Source organism: Escherichia albertii (genome assembly GCF_028622335.1).
GTDB lineage: Bacteria > Pseudomonadota > Gammaproteobacteria > Enterobacterales > Enterobacteriaceae > Escherichia > Escherichia albertii.
Genome location: NZ_CP117568.1, coordinates 1,373,249 through 1,392,249, shown reverse-complemented (window position 1 = coordinate 1,392,249; position 19,001 = coordinate 1,373,249). Strand labels below are relative to the sequence as shown.

The 19,001-nt window shown below is 52.6% G+C and carries 18 protein-coding genes; 15 read left to right on the top strand and 3 right to left on the bottom strand.

Annotated elements, in window-relative coordinates; translation table 11 throughout:
• Positions 1 to 8 precede the first annotated feature (8 nt).
• The 6 genes from nuoI (at position 9) to nuoN (ending at position 6,413) form a co-directional block, all read left to right on the top strand.
• Entirely contained in the window at positions 9 to 551 is a 543-nt protein-coding gene (nuoI, locus tag PS053_RS06815) for an NADH-quinone oxidoreductase subunit NuoI (RefSeq protein ID WP_000172749.1), read from the top strand.
• Positions 552 to 562: 11 nt separating this feature from the next.
• Positions 563 to 1,117 (top strand): NADH-quinone oxidoreductase subunit J, encoded by a 555-nt coding sequence (gene nuoJ, locus PS053_RS06810; protein WP_256879003.1) that lies wholly within the window; start codon positions 563 to 565, stop codon positions 1,115 to 1,117.
• Complete coding sequence (gene nuoK, locus PS053_RS06805) at positions 1,114 to 1,416, top strand: NADH-quinone oxidoreductase subunit NuoK (RefSeq protein ID WP_000612644.1); 303 nt, start codon at positions 1,114 to 1,116, stop codon at positions 1,414 to 1,416. Before nuoJ ends, nuoK begins: the two co-directional genes overlap by 4 nt.
• Positions 1,413 to 3,254 carry an NADH-quinone oxidoreductase subunit L gene (nuoL, locus tag PS053_RS06800; RefSeq protein WP_256921788.1) on the top strand — a complete coding sequence of 614 codons (1,842 nt, stop codon included), beginning with the start codon at positions 1,413 to 1,415 and terminating at the stop codon, positions 3,252 to 3,254. The genes nuoK and nuoL overlap by 4 nt, the downstream gene beginning before the upstream one ends.
• A gap of 164 nt (positions 3,255 to 3,418) precedes the next feature.
• Positions 3,419 to 4,948: an NADH-quinone oxidoreductase subunit M gene (gene nuoM, locus PS053_RS06795; RefSeq protein WP_000926457.1), complete on the top strand. Its 1,530-nt coding sequence runs from the start codon at positions 3,419 to 3,421 to the stop codon at positions 4,946 to 4,948.
• Between the two features lie 7 nt (positions 4,949 to 4,955).
• The gene (gene nuoN, locus PS053_RS06790; protein WP_059223829.1) at positions 4,956 to 6,413 is read left to right on the top strand and encodes an NADH-quinone oxidoreductase subunit NuoN; all 1,458 of its coding nucleotides are present in this window, start codon (positions 4,956 to 4,958) and stop codon (positions 6,411 to 6,413) included.
• 63 nt (positions 6,414 to 6,476) lie between these two features.
• Here nuoN and PS053_RS06785 read toward each other — a convergent pair whose 3' ends face one another.
• Positions 6,477 to 6,980, bottom strand: coding sequence for a YfbM family protein (locus PS053_RS06785; RefSeq protein ID WP_000525378.1), 504 nt, complete (start codon positions 6,978 to 6,980; stop codon positions 6,477 to 6,479).
• Between the two features lie 102 nt (positions 6,981 to 7,082).
• Complete coding sequence (locus PS053_RS06780; RefSeq protein ID WP_256879005.1) at positions 7,083 to 8,054, bottom strand: M28 family metallopeptidase; 972 nt, start codon at positions 8,052 to 8,054, stop codon at positions 7,083 to 7,085.
• Positions 8,055 to 8,190: 136 nt separating this feature from the next.
• Here PS053_RS06780 and PS053_RS06775 point away from each other — a divergent pair, with 136 nt between their 5' ends.
• Complete coding sequence (locus tag PS053_RS06775) at positions 8,191 to 9,951, top strand: vWA domain-containing protein (RefSeq protein WP_256879006.1); 1,761 nt, start codon at positions 8,191 to 8,193, stop codon at positions 9,949 to 9,951.
• Between the two features lie 115 nt (positions 9,952 to 10,066).
• Here the strand turns inward: PS053_RS06775 and rbn are convergent, their stop codons facing one another.
• Entirely contained in the window at positions 10,067 to 10,984 is a 918-nt protein-coding gene (gene rbn, locus PS053_RS06770; protein ID WP_054410670.1) for a ribonuclease BN, read from the bottom strand.
• Positions 10,985 to 11,048: 64 nt separating this feature from the next.
• On the opposite strand from rbn, the gene PS053_RS06765 reads away from it, so the two are divergent.
• The 8 genes from PS053_RS06765 to menE all read left to right on the top strand — a co-directional run bounded on the left by PS053_RS06765 (position 11,049) and on the right by menE (position 18,944).
• A complete protein-coding gene (locus PS053_RS06765; protein ID WP_256879007.1) occupies positions 11,049 to 11,510 on the top strand; it encodes a GNAT family N-acetyltransferase in 462 nt (153 codons plus the stop codon).
• A 53-nt stretch (positions 11,511 to 11,563) separates the two neighbouring features.
• Complete coding sequence (gene elaB / locus PS053_RS06760) at positions 11,564 to 11,869, top strand: stress response protein ElaB (RefSeq protein ID WP_000070616.1); 306 nt, start codon at positions 11,564 to 11,566, stop codon at positions 11,867 to 11,869.
• Positions 11,870 to 11,948: 79 nt separating this feature from the next.
• The gene (menF, locus tag PS053_RS06755) at positions 11,949 to 13,247 is read left to right on the top strand and encodes an isochorismate synthase MenF (RefSeq protein WP_059217366.1); all 1,299 of its coding nucleotides are present in this window, start codon (positions 11,949 to 11,951) and stop codon (positions 13,245 to 13,247) included.
• Between the two features lie 85 nt (positions 13,248 to 13,332).
• The gene (gene menD, locus PS053_RS06750; protein WP_256879009.1) at positions 13,333 to 15,003 is read left to right on the top strand and encodes a 2-succinyl-5-enolpyruvyl-6-hydroxy-3-cyclohexene-1-carboxylic-acid synthase; all 1,671 of its coding nucleotides are present in this window, start codon (positions 13,333 to 13,335) and stop codon (positions 15,001 to 15,003) included.
• Positions 15,000 to 15,758, top strand: coding sequence for a 2-succinyl-6-hydroxy-2,4-cyclohexadiene-1-carboxylate synthase (gene menH / locus PS053_RS06745; protein WP_256879010.1), 759 nt, complete (start codon positions 15,000 to 15,002; stop codon positions 15,756 to 15,758). The genes menD and menH overlap by 4 nt, the downstream gene beginning before the upstream one ends.
• 14 nt (positions 15,759 to 15,772) lie before the next feature.
• Positions 15,773 to 16,630, top strand: coding sequence for a 1,4-dihydroxy-2-naphthoyl-CoA synthase (menB, locus tag PS053_RS06740; RefSeq protein ID WP_024164754.1), 858 nt, complete (start codon positions 15,773 to 15,775; stop codon positions 16,628 to 16,630).
• The gene (menC, locus tag PS053_RS06735; protein ID WP_001255548.1) at positions 16,630 to 17,592 is read left to right on the top strand and encodes an o-succinylbenzoate synthase; all 963 of its coding nucleotides are present in this window, start codon (positions 16,630 to 16,632) and stop codon (positions 17,590 to 17,592) included. Before menB ends, menC begins: the two co-directional genes overlap by 1 nt.
• Positions 17,589 to 18,944, top strand: a complete 1,356-nt coding sequence (menE, locus tag PS053_RS06730; RefSeq protein ID WP_000577630.1) for an o-succinylbenzoate--CoA ligase — start codon at positions 17,589 to 17,591, stop codon at positions 18,942 to 18,944. Before menC ends, menE begins: the two co-directional genes overlap by 4 nt.
• Positions 18,945 to 19,001 lie beyond the last annotated feature (57 nt).

The window sequence follows — 19,001 nt, the reverse complement described above, 5'->3', positions numbered from 1 at the left end:
CTAAGACCATGACCTTAAAAGAATTGTTAGTAGGTTTCGGCACCCAGGTTCGTAGTATCTGGATGATCGGCCTGCACGCGTTCGCCAAACGCGAAACGCGAATGTACCCGGAAGAGCCGGTCTATCTGCCGCCCCGTTATCGTGGTCGTATCGTTCTGACCCGCGACCCGGACGGCGAAGAGCGTTGCGTAGCCTGTAACCTCTGCGCGGTAGCCTGCCCGGTCGGCTGTATCTCGCTGCAAAAAGCAGAAACCAAAGACGGTCGCTGGTACCCGGAATTTTTCCGCATCAACTTCTCACGCTGCATTTTCTGTGGTCTGTGCGAAGAAGCCTGTCCGACCACGGCGATCCAGTTAACCCCGGATTTTGAAATGGGGGAATATAAGCGCCAGGATCTGGTTTATGAGAAAGAGGATCTGCTGATCTCCGGTCCGGGCAAATACCCGGAATATAACTTCTACCGGATGGCAGGTATGGCAATCGACGGCAAAGATAAGGGCGAAGCAGAGAACGAAGCCAAGCCTATCGACGTCAAGAGCCTGTTACCGTAAGGAGAGGGGCAATGGAGTTCGCTTTTTATATCTGTGGCCTGATAGCCATACTTGCGACCTTGCGAGTGATCACCCATACCAATCCGGTACACGCACTGCTGTACCTGATTATTTCGCTGCTGGCGATTTCCGGGGTGTTCTTCTCGCTGGGCGCTTACTTCGCCGGTGCGCTGGAAATTATCGTCTACGCGGGCGCCATTATGGTGCTGTTCGTGTTTGTGGTGATGATGCTTAACCTGGGCGGTTCGGAAATCGAACAGGAACGCCAGTGGCTGAAACCGCAGGTGTGGATTGGTCCGGCAATTTTGTCGGCCATCATGCTGGTGGTGATTGTTTACGCCATTCTCGGTGTTAATGATCAGGGTATCGACGGTACGCCAATCAGTGCTAAAGCAGTGGGTATTACGCTGTTCGGGCCTTACGTACTGGCGGTGGAACTGGCTTCTATGCTGCTACTCGCAGGTCTGGTTGTGGCCTTCCACGTCGGTCATGAAGAGCGTGCGGGTGAAGTGCTGAGCAACCGTAAAGACGACAGCGCGAAAAGAAAAACGGAGGAGCACGCATGATCCCCTTACAACATGGACTGATCCTCGCGGCAATCTTATTCGTTCTTGGCTTAACCGGTCTGGTTATCCGTCGCAATCTGCTGTTTATGCTGATTGGTCTGGAAATCATGATTAACGCCTCCGCGCTGGCCTTTGTGGTCGCCGGAAGCTACTGGGGCCAGACCGACGGTCAGGTGATGTACATTCTCGCCATCAGCCTCGCGGCGGCGGAAGCGAGTATCGGCCTTGCGCTGCTGCTGCAACTTCACCGTCGTCGCCAGAACCTGAACATCGATTCAGTAAGTGAGATGCGCGGATGAACATGCTTGCCTTAACCATTATTTTGCCATTGATTGGCTTCGTCCTGCTGGCGTTCTCTCGCGGACGCTGGTCTGAAAATGTCTCGGCGATCGTGGGCGTAGGCTCTGTGGGCCTGGCGGCGCTGGTAACTGCCTTTATCGGCGTTGACTTCTTCGCTAACGGTGAGCAGGCATACAGCCAGCCGCTGTGGACGTGGATGTCGGTAGGCGACTTTAACATCGGTTTCAATCTGGTGCTGGACGGCTTGTCGCTGACCATGCTCTCGGTGGTCACTGGTGTGGGTTTCCTGATCCATATGTACGCCTCCTGGTATATGCGCGGTGAAGAGGGCTACTCTCGCTTCTTCGCTTATACCAACCTGTTCATCGCCAGCATGGTCGTTCTGGTGCTCGCCGACAACCTGCTGTTGATGTACCTCGGCTGGGAAGGCGTGGGCCTGTGCTCCTATCTGCTGATCGGTTTCTATTACACCGATCCGAAGAATGGCGCAGCGGCAATGAAAGCGTTCGTCGTGACCCGTGTGGGTGACGTGTTCCTCGCTTTCGCGCTGTTCATTCTTTACAACGAACTGGGCACCCTGAACTTCCGCGAAATGGTGGAACTGGCACCAGCGCACTTTGCTGACGGCAATAACATGCTGATGTGGGCGACGCTGATGCTGCTGGGCGGTGCGGTCGGTAAATCTGCTCAGTTGCCGTTGCAGACATGGCTTGCCGACGCGATGGCGGGCCCGACGCCTGTCTCTGCGCTGATCCACGCTGCAACAATGGTCACCGCGGGTGTCTACCTGATCGCCCGTACCCACGGCCTGTTCCTGATGACGCCGGAAGTTCTGCATCTGGTGGGCATTGTTGGGGCGGTTACGCTGCTGCTGGCCGGTTTTGCCGCGCTGGTACAGACCGACATCAAACGTGTTCTCGCTTACTCCACCATGAGCCAGATTGGCTACATGTTCCTCGCACTTGGCGTGCAGGCATGGGATGCGGCGATTTTCCACTTGATGACCCACGCGTTCTTTAAAGCGCTGCTGTTCCTGGCATCCGGTTCCGTCATTCTGGCCTGCCATCACGAACAGAACATCTTCAAGATGGGCGGTCTGCGTAAATCTATTCCGCTGGTTTATCTCTGCTTCCTGGTGGGCGGCGCAGCACTGTCGGCACTGCCGCTGGTCACTGCGGGCTTCTTCAGTAAGGATGAGATCCTCGCGGGTGCGATGGCGAATGGTCATATCAATCTGATGGTGGCAGGTCTGGTCGGGGCGTTTATGACCTCGCTCTACACCTTCCGTATGATTTTCATCGTCTTCCACGGAAAAGAACAAATTCATGCTCACGCCGTGAAAGGAATTACCCACAGCCTGCCGTTGATTGTGCTGCTGATCCTTTCCACCTTCGTTGGCGCACTGATTGTACCGCCGCTGCAGGGCGTGCTTCCGCAAACGACGGAGTTGGCGCACGGCAGCATGTTGACCCTGGAAATTACTTCTGGCGTGGTTGCGGTAGTCGGCATTTTGCTGGCCGCCTGGCTGTGGCTGGGTAAACGTACGCTGGTGACCTCCATCGCCAACAGTGCGCCGGGCCGTCTGCTGGGGACCTGGTGGTACAATGCCTGGGGCTTCGACTGGCTGTACGACAAAGTGTTCGTCAAACCGTTCCTGGGTATCGCCTGGCTGCTGAAGCGCGATCCGCTGAACGCGATGATGAACATTCCGGCGATCCTCTCACGCTTTGCGGGTAAAGGTTTGCTGCTCAGTGAGAATGGCTACCTGCGCTGGTATGTGGCATCCATGAGCATTGGCGCGGTCGTGGTACTGGCACTGTTGATGGTACTGCGTTGAGTTAAGGGTTGTTGTATTGCCCACGGGCATAAAAAACGTAGGTCGGATAGGCCGTCTTCGCGGCGCATCCGACACTACAACCGCAATCCGAAGAGAATTTTCTGTCGTGAGAATTCGTTGAAAATCCGGTCCTGACGGGACTTTTACAAGGAATAAAGATCGCCATGTTACTACCCTGGCTAATATTGATTCCCTTTATCGGCGGCTTCCTGTGCTGGCAGACCGAACGCTTTGGCGTCAAGGTGCCGCGCTGGATAGCGCTGGTAACCATGGGATTGACGCTGGCGCTGTCGCTGCAACTGTGGTTGCAGGGCGGTTATTCACTGACGCAATCCGCCGGAATTCCGCAGTGGCAGTCTGAATTCGACATGCCGTGGATCCCGCGTTTTGGTATCTCTATTCATCTCGCCATTGACGGTCTGTCGCTGCTGATGGTTGTGCTGACCGGCCTGCTCGGCGTGCTGGCGGTACTCTGTTCGTGGAAAGAGATCGAAAAATATCAGGGCTTCTTCCACCTCAACCTGATGTGGATCCTGGGCGGCGTTATCGGCGTGTTCCTTGCCATCGACATGTTCCTGTTCTTCTTCTTCTGGGAAATGATGCTGGTGCCGATGTACTTCCTGATCGCACTGTGGGGGCATAAAGCCTCTGACGGTAAAACGCGTATCACGGCGGCAACCAAGTTCTTCATTTACACCCAGGCGAGTGGTCTGGTGATGTTGATTGCCATCCTGGCGCTGGTTTTTGTTCACTACAATGCGACTGGTGTCTGGACCTTCAACTATGAAGAGCTGCTGAATACGCCGATGTCTCACGGTGTGGAATACCTGTTGATGCTGGGCTTCTTTATCGCGTTTGCGGTGAAAATGCCGGTGGTTCCGCTGCATGGCTGGCTGCCGGATGCGCACTCTCAGGCACCGACCGCCGGTTCCGTTGACCTCGCGGGGATCTTGCTGAAAACTGCCGCTTACGGTCTGCTGCGTTTCTCCCTGCCGCTGTTCCCGAACGCGTCGGCAGAGTTTGCGCCAATCGCCATGTGGCTGGGTGTTATCGGCATCTTCTACGGTGCGTGGATGGCCTTCGCCCAGACCGATATCAAACGTCTGATCGCCTACACCTCGGTTTCCCACATGGGCTTCGTGCTGATTGCTATCTACACCGGCAGCCAGTTGGCCTACCAGGGCGCGGTTATTCAGATGATTGCTCACGGCTTGTCAGCGGCGGGTCTGTTTATTCTCTGCGGTCAGCTCTATGAACGTATCCATACCCGCGACATGCGCATGATGGGCGGTCTGTGGAGCAAAATGAAGTGGCTGCCAGCACTGTCGCTGTTCTTTGCGGTGGCAACGCTTGGGATGCCAGGCACCGGTAACTTCGTCGGCGAATTTATGATTCTGTTTGGCAGCTTCCAGGTTGTCCCGATGATTACCGTAATCTCTACCTTTGGGCTGGTCTTTGCGTCTGTTTATTCGCTGGCGATGCTGCATCGCGCTTACTTCGGTAAAGCGAAAAGCCAGATTGCCAGCCAGGAACTGCCAGGGATGTCGCTGCGTGAGCTGTTTATGATCCTGTTGCTGGTGGTGCTGCTGGTACTGCTGGGCTTCTATCCGCAGCCGATTCTGGATACCTCGCACTCCGCGATTGGCAATATCCAGCAGTGGTTTGTTAATTCCGTTACTACTACAAGGCCGTAAATCGCTCATGACTTTAACTCCACAAAACCTGATCGCACTGCTACCGTTGCTGATCGTCGGCTTGACGGTGGTGGTTGTGATGCTCTCCATTGCGTGGCGACGCAATCATTTCCTCAACGCTACGCTCTCGGTTATTGGGCTTAACGCGGCGCTGGTCTCGCTTTGGTTTGTCGGCCAGGCGGGCGCTATGGACGTTACGCCGCTGATGCGCGTTGATGGTTTCGCCATGCTTTATACCGGGCTGGTCCTGTTGGCGAGCCTCGCTACCTGTACTTTCGCCTACCCGTGGCTTGAAGGCTATAACGACAACAAGGACGAGTTCTACCTGTTGGTGTTAATTGCCGCGCTGGGCGGGATCCTGCTGGCGAATGCCAACCATCTGGCGTCTCTGTTCCTCGGTATCGAACTGATCTCTCTGCCGCTGTTTGGCCTGGTCGGTTACGCTTTCCGCCAGAAACGTTCGTTGGAAGCCAGTATCAAATACACCATTCTTTCTGCCGCAGCGTCTTCTTTCCTGCTGTTCGGTATGGCGCTGGTGTATGCGCAGTCTGGCGACCTGTCGTTTGTCGCGCTGGGTAAAAACCTCGGCGACCGTATGCTCAACGAGCCGTTGTTGCTGGCAGGTTTCGGCCTGATGATTGTTGGCCTCGGCTTCAAACTTTCTCTGGTACCGTTCCACTTGTGGACGCCAGACGTTTACCAGGGCGCGCCAGCCCCGGTTTCCACTTTCCTGGCGACGGCGAGCAAAATCGCTATCTTCGGCGTGGTGATGCGTCTGTTCCTTTACGCACCAGTGGGTGACAGCGAAGCGATTCGCGTGGTGCTGGCGATTATCGCCTTTGCTTCCATCATCTTCGGTAACCTGATGGCGCTGAGCCAGACCAATATCAAACGTCTGCTTGGTTACTCATCTATCTCTCACCTCGGCTATCTGCTGGTGGCGCTGATTGCGCTGCAAACTGGCGAGATGTCGATGGAAGCGGTAGGGGTTTACCTCGCTGGTTATCTGTTCAGCAGCCTTGGCGCGTTCGGTGTAGTCAGCCTGATGTCCAGTCCATATCGCGGCCCGGATGCTGATTCTCTGTACTCTTACCGTGGCCTGTTCTGGCATCGTCCTGTTCTCGCGGCAGTAATGACGGTGATGATGCTGTCACTGGCCGGTATCCCAATGACGCTGGGCTTTATCGGTAAGTTCTACGTGCTGGCGGTCGGTGTCCAGGCTCACCTTTGGTGGCTGGTGGGGGCGGTGGTTGTCGGTTCGGCAATCGGTCTCTACTACTACCTGCGCGTGGCGGTGAGTCTCTATCTTCATGGTTCGGAGCAACCAAATCGTGATGCGCCGTCTAACTGGCAGTACAGCGCAGGCGGTATCGTGGTATTGATCTCCGCACTGTTGGTACTGGTGCTGGGCGTATGGCCACAACCGCTGATTAGCATTGTGCGGTTAGCAATGCCGCTGATGTAAGCAGTCAATTCGTCAGTCAGAAAGCCGCCGACATGTTCGGCGGTTTTTTATTGCACGCGGCCATCACCCAACAATTACCGTCAGCGCATGATTCCCCTGTCGCAGCATACGTCTGTACGCGCTAATCAGCTTTTCCATATCAAGCATGATTGAGGCAAAGAGTTGCCCCTCTAACTCTTCTGAAAAGGTTACCCCCGGATAAATCTCCATTTCATTGAGTCGCTTAATGGAAAACTGTTTACGCAGCACATTCCGGTCAAGTGCCTCCAGGCGTTCGATGGTGGCGGCTAACTCCTGATTCCAGGTTAATCCCAGGAAACCATCTATGCCATCTTCGAGGCTGTGTTCACCGAGTACAGCACGACTCAGCGGATCATTCTTCGCTGGATCAAAAGCAGAGGTGCCTGTCAGGCCAAAATGTAAAAAATCCCAGCGTTTATCAATATCCAGTCGCCGCAATCCTGAAAGCGTATCATGAATATTGTCCATCAAGGGTTTTTCAGCAGATTCAAGCAGTTGGTTAATCTTTTCTGAATTGATTTCCGCAAAATAGCCAATCATTCCCATTTGTTTTTTCTCCGTTGAATTTTATTCTTCGCATCTTAAATCAGATATCGCAAAATAAAATTACGGCAGTCGTTTTTCTGGAGCTGTCTCGAGAAATTTTTATTATTTACTGTTATGCAACAAGCTAATAACGCCATCAATTACCTGCGCCATTTTCTGGTAATTGAGTCTGTCCGCTGTATCGCCAGATTGGTGATATTGTTTATTTCGATAAAACGCAGTGTCTGTAATCATGACGGCGGGAATATCTTTCTGCCAGTAATTGAGATGGTCTGAGAAATCGATACCGGGAATAAAACCAGGCGCATTTATGGAATAAACAGACAGATCTTTTACCGATAACAGTGCGGCTTTTACCTGACGAACGGCGCTGATATCTTGCATACGCCCAACCACAGCCACAAAGTCACCACGATCGGGATAAAGCCAGGACATAGCTGAGTAAGGGTAATCCTGACTCCCTGGCGCAGAGTCGTAATAGCCAATCATCTCCAGGGATATCATTAATTTTACAGGGCGATTAAGCGAAGCCGCGTGAACCGCGCTTCCCATTTCATCGCTACGGAAGAAGGGCGGTTCTTCTGAGGCATAGGCGACCAGTTGGATACCTGTTTTTGGTGCTTGTTGCTGTAACAAACGTGCCAGTTCCAGTAAGCCTGCCACGCCGCTGGCGTTATCGTCCGCGCCTGGCGTATAGATTAATTGATCATTTTCATCACTGGTTGCGGAATCATAGTGCGCACCAATAATAATCAGCGGTCCATCCTGTGGGCCATAATCAGCAATAATATTTTTGTAAGGCCCATCAATAATGGGAACCCTTTGTTCGGTAACTATTGCCCCGCTTTCTGTGAAAATATTTTTAATATAGCTGGCAGACATATTCAGTTTATCAATATGGTCGGCACTGCGTGGATACTCAGTTTGTGAAAGATAGCGTACTATTTTTTCTAGCCGCTCAGGGTTTGCGTGTTGCGGTGAAGGAGGAAATGCGCTGACGTAATGTTGATATAAAACAAGTAAAGGAAGAAAAAATATTAGCAATATAGCGCAGAGAGGAATGATTCTTTTCATATATAAATTATTAATGAAATATGTTTTTTTATCATTGTTCATGATGAGTGCCAGTGATGTATTTCATTCATACTGGCAGAGGTATATAAAAGACATATTCTACGACAGGGTATGCGTCTTTTTAAAAGGAATTTATATGAGAAATAAAAATATAATTATGCTGCTTATCGGCGGTTTGATTTTGACAGGATGCGGGCAGGAACCTGATGATCAGGAAAATCAGCAACAACAATCCAGTACATCCACAGACCAGCAAGCATATGCCGCGCAACAAGCTGCAACAAAAGTGGCAGAGCAAAGAGCCTCCGAAGCCAAAGCGGCTGCAGATGCGAAAACAAAAGTTTTAGCCGAAACGACACAAAATGAAACGCAACAATACACAGATCAACAAGCTTTACAGGGGCAATTGCAGGCAGCGCCAGCATATGAAAGCGTAGCCAAAGCAAAAGCTACGCGTATATCAAATCCAGGAACCGCCCGCTACCAGCAGTTTGATGACAACCCAGTTAAGCAGGTAGCGCAAAACCCGTTGGCGACATTTAGTCTTGACGTTGACACCGGCAGTTATGCGAATGTGCGCCGTTTTCTCAATCAGGGGCAGTTACCTCCGCCAGACGCTGTGCGGGTGGAGGAGATGGTGAATTACTTTCCGTCGGACTGGGTTATTAATGACAAACAATCTATTCCGGCTTCTAAGCCAATACCTTTCGCTATGCGCTATGAACTGGCGCCAGCGCCATGGAATGAGCAGCGTACCTTACTGAAAGTGGATATTCTGGCGCAGGATCTCAAAAGTGAAGTGCTGCCTGCTTCTAATCTGGTCTTCCTTATCGACACGTCGGGGTCAATGTATTCTGATGAACGCTTACCTCTAATTCAGTCTTCTTTGAAATTGCTGGTTAAAGAACTCCGTGAGCAGGACAACATTTCTATCGTGACCTATGCCGGTGACTCCCGTATTGCGTTGCCTTCTACCTCCGGGAATCATAAAGATGAAATCAATGCTGCTATTGATTCGCTGAATGCCAGAGGCAGTACTAATGGCGGCGCCGGGCTGGAGATGGCTTATCAGCAGGCAGCGAAGGGGTTTATTAAAGGTGGCGTTAATCGCATTTTATTAGCAACTGACGGAGATTTTAACGTTGGCATTGACGATCCAAAATCGATTGAATCAATGGTGAAAAAACAGCGGGAGTCTGGTGTTACTCTATCGACGCTGGGTGTTGGAAGGGATAATTACAATGAGGCAATGATGGTGAGAATTGCCGATGTTGGCAACGGTAATTACAGCTACATTGATACCCTCTCTGAAGCGCAGAAAGTGTTAAACAGCGAAATGCATCAGACGTTAGTTACCGTGGCAAAAGATGTTAAAGCGCAGATTGAGTTTAACCCTGCGTGGGTGACGGAATACCGTCAGATTGGTTATGAAAAGCGCCAACTGCAGGCAGAGGATTTTAATAACGACAACGTTGATGCTGGCGATATTGGCGCAGGTAAACATATAACTTTGTTGTTTGAACTAACACTCAACGGACAAAAAGCGGCGGTAGATAAATTACGCTACACGTCGGAGAAGACGCCTATAAAGTCGGGCAAAGAGAAAGAGTTAGCCTGGCTAAAATTACGCTGGAAATCCCCGCAGGGAAAAGAAAGTCAGTTAGCTGAATTCCCACTGGCCCCCACGATTAATATTGCTTCAGAAGATATGCTTTTTCGTGCAGCAGTAGCTGCATATGGGCAAAAGTTACGTGGTTCCGAATATTTGAACGATACCTCCTGGCAACAAATCAAACAGTGGGCGCAGCAGGCAAAAGGGCAGGATCCACAGGGCTACCGGGCAGAATTTATTCGACTGGTCGGGCTGGCGGAAGGACTGATGGATAGTAGACGTTAGCCAATATTCAGGTGAAAAATATCAGGCCAGTCAGCAATATAGCAGATTGGCCGTGCTGGATGCTTGATAATGGTTTTGGTTGCCTGTTTTGTGCTGTTATCAGTTAGCTGCAAGATTATACGGTGAACACCGCGAAATCTTCCGCCAGCTCTGTTGCCGGGAAAATCGACCGACACTCGCGTAATAAATGCTGGCATCCTTTGTCATCATAGCGCGAGCTGACGTGGGTAATTATCAGCTTACATACACCGGCATCACGGGCCAGCGTTGCCGCCTGGCGGGTCGAACTGTGCCCCCGACTGTTCGCTTTGGCTTCCATCTCCATATTGAGTGTTGTTTCATGAACCATCACGTCCACGCCTTTAGCCAGCTCCAGTGCTGCTGTGCAAGGGGCAGTATCGCCGAAAATGGCGATTGCTTTACCTGGTGTAGGCGCTGATACATAATCAGCGCCATTAATCTGTCGACCGTCTTCCAGCGTGATCGTTTTGCCTGCTTTTAATTCCTGAAACAGTGGGCCAGGCGGCACGCCCGCCGCTTTTAAGGCCTGGGCATTCAACGCACCAGGTTTATCATGTTCTTCTACGCGATAGCCGTAACATTCCAGCGGATGTTCCAGTGGATATGCGGTTACTTTGCGCAGACCATCATCAAGAATTTCACCTGCGCTAATTTCAACAATCTCCAGAGGATAATCCGTCCACGAGCCGCTCAGGCGGAGTGCAGTTTCAACAAACTCCCGAATCCCTTTCGGCCCATAAATCGAAAGCGGTTGTGCATTGCCAGCCATCGAGCGGCTACAGAGTAAACCAGGCAAGCCGAAAAGATGATCGCCATGAAGATGGCTAATAAAAATGCGCTCCAGTTTGCCAGGATTAAATGCCGTGTGGAGTAGCTGGTGCTGAGTACCTTCACCGCAGTCAAATAACCAAAGCCCTGCTTGTGTTGGATGTTGCAGATTTAGCAATATCGCCGTGACATTACGCGTTCGGGTCGGCACGCCCGCTGAAGTACCTAAAAAAATTAATTCCATGAGTTCATCACGCTGCTGAAAATATTCCGGCTAGTATAAGGCATACAACCAAAAGGAGCGCATCATGATCGACTGGCAGGATCTTCATCACTCAGAATTATCAGTTTCTCAGCTTTATGCCCTATTACAACTGCGTTGCGCAGTATTTGTCGTTGAGCAGAATTGCCCTTATCAGGATGTTGATAGCGACGATCTGGTGGGGGAAAACCGTCACATTCTTGGCTGGCACAATGGAGAACTGGTGGCATATGCGAGGATCCTGAAAAGCGATGATGAGCTTGAACCTGTCGTGATTGGTCGGGTGGTAGTCAGCGAAGCTTTACGGGGTGAGAAACTCGGTCAGCAGTTGATGAGTAAAACACTTGATTCATGTGCTCGCCACTGGTCCGATAAACCCATCTATCTTGGCGCACAGGCGCATTTGCAACGTTTTTACCGTCGTTTTGGCTTTACTCCGGTTAGCGATATTTATGAAGAGGACGGTATTGCGCATATCGGGATGGCGCGCGAAGTCATTCAGGCGTAATCGATAACTGTTGTCTATAGTTAGTGGCAGGTTTTATGCAAATGGAGGATGAGATGTCTAATCAATTTGGTGATACACATATCGATGACGACCTGACGTTGTTGAGTGAAACACTGGAAGAGGTGCTTCGCTCCTCTGGCGATCCCGCCGATCAAAAATATGTTGAGCTAAAGGCGCGTGCAGAAAAGGCGCTGGATGATGTGAAAAAACGGGTAGGTCAGGCTTCTGATAGCTATTATTATCGGGCGAAACAGGTGGTGTATCGTGCCGACGACTACGTACATGAAAAACCCTGGCAGGGGATTGGCGTGGGGGCTGCGGTTGGGCTGGTATTAGGATTGTTGCTGGCACGCCGTTAAAAACCTCACCAAACTGGGGTACTGCATTTTTTGTGGAGTACCCCGTATAATGTGAGGCTTTTAACAGGGAGAGGTCCGCGTGCAATCACTCACTACGGCGCTGGAAAATTTATTGCGCCATTTGTCGCAAACGGTTCCAGCGACACCCGGCATTCGGGTTTTCGATATTCCTTTCCCCCTCAATGATGCCTTCGATGCCTTAAGCTGGCTGGCCTGTCAGCAGACGTATCCGCAATTTTACTGGCAACAACGCAATGGCGATGAAGAAGCCGCTGTGTTGGGCGCGTTAGTTAGTTTTCATTCACTTGATGAGGCGCAACGTTTTCTTCGCCAGTACCCGGAGCACACCGATTTACGCATTTGGGGGCTAAATTCTTTTGACCCGTCACAAGGTAACTTACTTCTGCCACGTCTGGAATGGCGGCGCTGCGCCGGTAAAGCCACGCTTCGTTTGACTCTTTTCAGCGAAAGCTCTCTCCAGCACGATGCAAATCAGGCAAAAGAATTAATCACTACTCTGGCGAATATTAAACCTTTACCTGCGCTGCATTTAACCACTACACAAGAAAATCACTGGCCTGATAAAGCGGGCTGGACACGGTTAGTTAAGCTGGCGACCGAAACGATAGCGGAAGGTGAACTGGATAAAGTTGTGCTGGCGCGGGCGACCGATTTGCATTTTACAAGCCCGGTTAACGCTGCGGCAATGATGGCTGCCAGCCGTCGGCTCAATCTGAACTGCTATCATTTCTTTATGGCTTTTGATGGTGAAAGCGCATTTCTGGGTTCCTCGCCAGAGCGACTATGGCGGCGGCGCGACGCCGCATTGCGCACTGAAGCACTGGCGGGAACGGTGGCGAATCATCCCGATGATAAACAGGCGCAGAAGCTGGGTGACTGGCTGATGGCGGATGATAAAAATCAGCGGGAGAACATGCTGGTAGTTGAAGATATCTGCCAGCGGCTACAGGCTGATACTCAGGCGCTGGATGTGTTACCGCCGCAGGTGCTTCGTCTGCGTAAAGTGCAGCATCTGCGTCGCTGTATCTGGACTTCTCTCAATAAAGCAGATGATGTTGTCTGCTTGCACCAGTTGCAGCCAACGGCGGCGGTAGCGGGGTTACCTCGCGATCTGGCGCGGCAATTTATCGCGCAGCATGAACCGTTTACACGTGAATGGTATGCGGGATCTGCTGGCTATCTCTCTACACAACAAAGTGAATTCTGCGTTTCCCTGCGCTCGGCGAAAATCAGCGGCAATGTCGTGCGGCTGTATGCCGGAGCAGGCATTGTCCGAGGCTCAGATCCTGAGCAAGAGTGGCAGGAAATCGACAACAAAGCGGCAGGGCTGCGCACTTTATTACAAATAGAACAGTAATGAGTCGCATCATTACCGATTCATATCAATAATCTATTTTTGTAGCTCCTTATACTTAGCCGCAATATTGATACCGGACAAACTCATGTCAGTAAGCGCATTTAACCGACGCTGGGCGGCGGTCATTCTGGAAGCATTAACGCGTCACGGCGTAAGACACGTCTGCATCGCTCCTGGTTCTCGTTCTACGCCGTTAACGTTAGCGGCAGCGGAAAATTCCGCTTTTATTCACCATACCCATTTTGATGAGCGTGGTCTGGGGCATATGGCGCTGGGGTTGGCGAAGGTCAGCAAACAGCCGGTGGCGGTGATTGTTACCTCCGGTACTGCGGTGGCTAATCTTTATCCGGCGTTGATTGAAGCCGGGTTAACCGGAGAAAAACTGATCTTGTTAACGGCCGATCGCCCGCCGGAACTCATTGACTGCGGCGCGAATCAGGCGATTCGTCAGCCGGGTATGTTCGCTTCTCACCCTGCGCATAGTATTTCACTACCGCGCCCGACTCAGGATATTCCTGCGCGTTGGCTGGTATCCACCATCGACCACGCTCTCGGTACGCTGCATGCGGGCGGGGTACATATCAACTGTCCGTTTGCAGAACCGTTGTATGGCGAGATGGACGATACCGGGCTCGCGTGGCAACAACGTCTGGGCGACTGGTGGCAGGATGATAAACCGTGGCTACGCGAGGCGCCTCGTCTGGAGAGCGAAAAACAGCGCGACTGGTTCTTCTGGCGGCAAAAGCGCGGCGTGGTGGTTGCCGGGCGTATGAGTGCGGAAGAGGGCAAAAAGGTTGCTCTGTGGGCGCAGACTCTTGGCTGGCCGTTGATTGGCGATGTGTTGTCGCAAACCGGGCAGCCATTACCGTGTGCCGATCTCTGGTTAAGCAATGCCAAAGCTATCAGCGAGTTGCAAAAGGCACAGATTGTCGTGCAACTGGGTAGCAGCCTGACCGGCAAACGACTACTGCAATGGCAGGCGAATTGCGAACCAGAAGAATACTGGATTGTCGATAACATCGAAGGGCGGCTTGATCCAGCGCACCATCGTGGGCGTCGGCTAATTGCCAATATTGCCGACTGGCTGGAGCTGCATCCGGCTGAAAAACGCCAGCCCTGGTGCGTGGAGATCCCTCGTCTGGCTGAACAGGCAATGCAGGCGGTTATCTCTCGCCGTGATGTATTTGGCGAAGCGCAACTGGCGCATCGTATCAACGATTATCTGCCTGAACAGGGACAACTGTTTGTCGGCAACAGCCTGGTGGTGCGTTTGATTGATGCCCTCTCGCAACTTCCGGCGGGGTATCCGGTATACAGCAACCGTGGCGCCAGTGGTATTGATGGGCTGGTTTCTACCGCTGCGGGCGTTCAGCGGGCGAGTGGAAAACCTACGCTAGCGATAGTGGGCGATCTCTCGGCCCTCTACGATCTGAACGCACTGGCGTTGCTGCGTCAGGTTTCCGCGCCGTTGGTATTAATTGTGGTGAACAACAACGGCGGACAAATTTTCTCGTTGTTACCGACACCTCAAAACGAGCGCGAGCGTTTTTATCTGATGCCGCAAAATGTTCATTTTGAGCACGCTGCTGCCATGTTCGAGCTGAAATATCATCGCCCACAAAGCTGGGATGAATTTGAGTCGATCCTGGCGGGTGCGTGGCGCACTCCAACCGCCACGGTAATTGAAATGGTGGTTAATGATATCGACGGCGCGCAGACTCTCCAGCAACTGCTGGCGCAGGTAAGTCATTTATGATCCTCCACGCACAGGCAAAACACGGTAAGCCTGGTTTGCCCTGGCTGGTGTTTTTGCACGGTTTTTCTGGCGATTGTCGGGAATGGCAGGAAACAGGCGAGGCGTTTGCCGACTACTCGCGGTTGTATGTTGATCTCCCAGGTCACGGTGGTTCGGCGGCAATTAGCGTTGATGGTTTTGCGGATGTCATTGGTTTACTGCGTAAAACCCTTGTTAGTTACAATATCCTTAATTACTGGCTGGTGGGATATTCGCTTGGCGGACGTGTGGCGATGATGGCGGCTTGTCAGGGGATGTTGGGACTGTGTGGACTCATTGTTGAAGGTGGACATCCGGGGCTGCAACGTGCTGAACAACGCTCAGAACGCCAGCGTTCCGATCATCGCTGGGCACAACGTTTTCGCACAGAATCGTTAGCCGTAGTTTTTGCTGACTGGTATCAACAGCCTGTTTTTGCCTCGCTAAATGACGAACAACGCCGGGAGCTGGTGGCGTTGCGCAGTAACAATAACGGTATAACGCTTGCAGCGATGCTGGAGGCCACCTCGCTATCCGTCCAGCCTGATTTACGTGCTAATCTTAGCGCCCGTACATTTGCGTTTTATTATTTATGTGGTGAACGAGACAGCAAATTCCGCGCTCTGGCGGCGGAACTGGCTGCTGACTGCCATGTAATTCCTCGCGCCGGACATAACGCGCACCGGGAAAACCCCGCTGGCGTCATCGCATGTCTGGCGCAGATTTTGCGTTTCTGACTAAAGGACACAATATGATTTATCCTGATGAAGCAATGCTTTACGCACCGGTTGAATGGCACGACTGCTCCGAAGGTTTTGAGGACATTCGTTATGAAAAATCTGCCGACGGTATCGCAAAAATCACCATTAATCGTCCACAGGTGCGCAATGCCTTCCGTCCCCTGACGGTAAAAGAGATGATTCAGGCGCTGGCGGATGCGCGTTATGACGACAGCATTGGCGTGATCATTCTGACTGGCGCAGGCGATAAAGCGTTCTGCTCCGGCGGCGACCAGAAAGTGCGCGGCGATTACGGCGGCTATAAAGATGACTCCGGCGTACATCATCTGAACGTGCTGGACTTCCAGCGTCAGATCCGTACCTGCCCGAAACCGGTTGTGGCAATGGTTGCAGGCTACTCCATCGGCGGTGGTCACGTTCTGCACATGATGTGCGACCTGACCATTGCGGCGGAAAATGCCATCTTCGGCCAGACTGGCCCGAAAGTCGGCTCCTTCGATGGTGGCTGGGGCGCTTCTTACATGGCTCGCATTGTCGGGCAGAAAAAAGCGCGTGAAATCTGGTTCCTGTGCCGTCAGTATGACGCGAAACAAGCGCTGGATATGGGCCTGGTGAACACCGTTGTACCGCTGGCGGATCTGGAAAAAGAGACCGTGCGCTGGTGCCGTGAAATGCTGCAAAACAGCCCGATGGCGCTGCGCTGCCTGAAAGCTGCGCTGAACGCCGACTGTGACGGACAGGCAGGTCTGCAGGAACTGGCGGGTAATGCCACCATGCTGTTCTACATGACCGAAGAAGGTCAGGAAGGGCGCAACGCTTTCAACCAGAAACGTCAGCCTGATTTCAGCAAATTCAAGCGGAATCCGTAATGCGTAGCGCGCAGGTATACCGCTGGCAGATCCCCATGGACGCGGGGGTGGTTCTGCGCGACAGGCGGTTAAAAACCCGCGACGGGCTATACGTTTGCTTGCGCGACGGCGAGCGCGAAGGGTGGGGAGAGATCTCCCCACTGCCGGGTTTCAGTCAGGAAAGCTGGGAAGAGGCGCAAAGCGCGCTGCTTACCTGGGTAAATGGCTGGCTGACTGGCGATTGTGCCTTACCAGAGATGCCCTCGGTGGCCTTTGGCGTGAGCTGTGCGCTGGCAGAGCTCGCCGATGCGTTGCCGCAGGCGGCGAATTACCGTGCTGCACCGTTATGTAATGGCGATCCCGACGATCTTATCCTCAAACTTGCCGATATGCCGGGCGAGAAAGTGGCGAAGGTCAAAGTGGGATTATATGAGGCGGTGCGTGACGGCATGGTGGTGAATTTGTTGCTGGAGGCAATCCCGGATCTGCATTTGCGTCTTGATGCGAATCGCGCCTGGACGCCGCTGAAAGGCCAGCAGTTTGCCAAATACGTTAACCCGGATTATCGCGATCGCATTGCTTTTCTCGAAGAACCGTGCAAAACCCGCGATGATTCGCGTGCGTTTGCCCGTGAAACCGGCATTGCCATTGCCTGGGATGAAAGTCTGCGTGAACCTGATTTTACCTTTGCGGCGGAAGAGGGCGTACGTGCGGTGGTTATCAAACCCACACTCACAGGCAGTCTGGATAAAGTGTGCGAGCAGGTACAGGCGGCCCATGCGCTGGGGCTGACGGCGGTGATCAGTTCTTCCATTGAGTCGAGCTTAGGCTTAACACAACTGGCGCGGATTGCTGCCTGGTTAACGCCAGACACTATTCCGGGGCTGGACACGCTGGATTTGATGCAGGCGCAGCAGGTTCGTCGCTGGCCGGGTAGCCCGCTGCCATTAGTGGAAGTTGATGCACTGGAGCGGTTGTTATGATTTTCTCAGACTGGCCGTGGCGTCACTGGCGGCAGGTGCGGGGAAAAGCCACTGCCTTACGACTCAATAACGAGCAACTCAACTGGCATGAGCTTTGCGCTCGTGTGGATGCGTTAGCATCGGGCTTTGCGTCGCAGGGCGTGATCGCTGGCAGCGGCGTGATGTTACGGGCGTGGAATTCGCCGCAAACACTGCTTGCCTGGCTGGCGTTATTGCAATGTGGAGCACGGGTGCTTCCCGTCAATCCACAGCTTCCGCAATCGTTGCTTGAGGCGTTACTGCCTAATCTTACGCTGCAATTTGCGTTGGCGCCGGAGGGAGAAAACACCTTTCCGGCGTTAACATTGCTGCATATTCAGGCAGCCGAAGGCGTACATGCCGCTCCGTGGCAGCCAACTCGTCTGTGCTCAATGACGTTGACCTCTGGTTCTACCGGGTTGCCGAAAGCCGCTGTCCATACCTGTCAGGCGCATCTGGCAAGTGCCGAAGGCGTGCTATCGTTGATTCCGTTTGGTGAGCAGGACGACTGGTTGCTTTCTTTGCCGCTATTCCATGTCTCCGGCCAGGGGATTATGTGGCGCTGGTTGTATGCTGGCGCACGGATGACGGTACGCGATAAACAGCCGCTGGAACAAATGCTGGCAGGTTGTACCCACGCGTCGTTGGTACCGACGCAGCTTTGGCGTTTGCTGGTTAACCACAGTTCTGTGTCCCTGAAAGCGGTATTGCTTGGTGGTGCGGCGATCCCGGTCGAACTGACGGAGGAGGCGCGCGAGCAGGGCATTCGTTGCTGGTGTGGTTATGGTCTGACGGAATTCGCCTCCACGGTTTGTGCGAAAGAAGCTGATGGCCTGGCTGACGTCGGTTCGCCGTTGCCGGGGCGGGAAGTTAAAATCGTCAACGATGAGGTGTGGCTACGGGCCGCCAGTATGGCGGAAGGTTACTGGCGTAACGGGCAACTGGTGCCGCTGGTCAATGACGAAGGCTGGTACGCCACGCGCGATCGCGGCGAGATGCATGATGGCAAGCTGACTATTGTTGGGCGTCTGGACAATCTGTTCTTTAGCGGCGGCGAAGGCATTCAGCCGGAAGAAGTTGAACGAGTGATTAATGCGCATCCTGCGGTTTTGCAGGTGTTTATTGTTCCCGTTGCAGACAAAGAGTTTGGTCATCGCCCGGTAGCGGTTGTGGAGTATGACCACGAAAATGGTGATCTTAGCGAATGGGTGAAAGATAAACTGGCCCGTTTTCAACAACCGGTGCGTTGGTTTACGCTTCCGCCAGAGCTGAAAAATGGGGGGATTAAAATTTCGCGTCAGGCATTAAAAGAGTGGGTTCAACGCCAGTATTAAGAAATCATTAGTTTTATATCTCATTTTCACCATTCCATTGCTATTGATGATAGGTTT

Bases quoted from the DNA above. Each gene is read 5' to 3' on its own strand.
- menH (WP_256879010.1), top strand. From the start codon at position 15,000: ATGATCCTCCACGCACAGGCAAAACACGGTAAGCCTGGTTTGCCCTGG.
- elaB (WP_000070616.1), top strand. From the start codon at position 11,564: ATGTCTAATCAATTTGGTGATACACATATCGATGACGACCTGACGTTG.
- nuoL (WP_256921788.1), top strand. From the start codon at position 1,413: ATGAACATGCTTGCCTTAACCATTATTTTGCCATTGATTGGCTTCGTC.
- menE (WP_000577630.1), top strand. From the start codon at position 17,589: ATGATTTTCTCAGACTGGCCGTGGCGTCACTGGCGGCAGGTGCGGGGA.
- PS053_RS06780 (WP_256879005.1), bottom strand. From the start codon at position 8,054: ATGAAAAGAATCATTCCTCTCTGCGCTATATTGCTAATATTTTTTCTT.
- menD (WP_256879009.1), top strand. From the start codon at position 13,333: ATGTCAGTAAGCGCATTTAACCGACGCTGGGCGGCGGTCATTCTGGAA.
- nuoJ (WP_256879003.1), top strand. From the start codon at position 563: ATGGAGTTCGCTTTTTATATCTGTGGCCTGATAGCCATACTTGCGACC.
- menC (WP_001255548.1), top strand. From the start codon at position 16,630: ATGCGTAGCGCGCAGGTATACCGCTGGCAGATCCCCATGGACGCGGGG.
- nuoN (WP_059223829.1), top strand. From the start codon at position 4,956: ATGACTTTAACTCCACAAAACCTGATCGCACTGCTACCGTTGCTGATC.
- menB (WP_024164754.1), top strand. From the start codon at position 15,773: ATGATTTATCCTGATGAAGCAATGCTTTACGCACCGGTTGAATGGCAC.
- PS053_RS06785 (WP_000525378.1), bottom strand. From the start codon at position 6,980: ATGGGAATGATTGGCTATTTTGCGGAAATCAATTCAGAAAAGATTAAC.
- PS053_RS06765 (WP_256879007.1), top strand. From the start codon at position 11,049: ATGATCGACTGGCAGGATCTTCATCACTCAGAATTATCAGTTTCTCAG.
- PS053_RS06775 (WP_256879006.1), top strand. From the start codon at position 8,191: ATGAGAAATAAAAATATAATTATGCTGCTTATCGGCGGTTTGATTTTG.
- rbn (WP_054410670.1), bottom strand. From the start codon at position 10,984: ATGGAATTAATTTTTTTAGGTACTTCAGCGGGCGTGCCGACCCGAACG.
- nuoM (WP_000926457.1), top strand. From the start codon at position 3,419: ATGTTACTACCCTGGCTAATATTGATTCCCTTTATCGGCGGCTTCCTG.
- nuoI (WP_000172749.1), top strand. From the start codon at position 9: ATGACCTTAAAAGAATTGTTAGTAGGTTTCGGCACCCAGGTTCGTAGT.
- nuoK (WP_000612644.1), top strand. From the start codon at position 1,114: ATGATCCCCTTACAACATGGACTGATCCTCGCGGCAATCTTATTCGTT.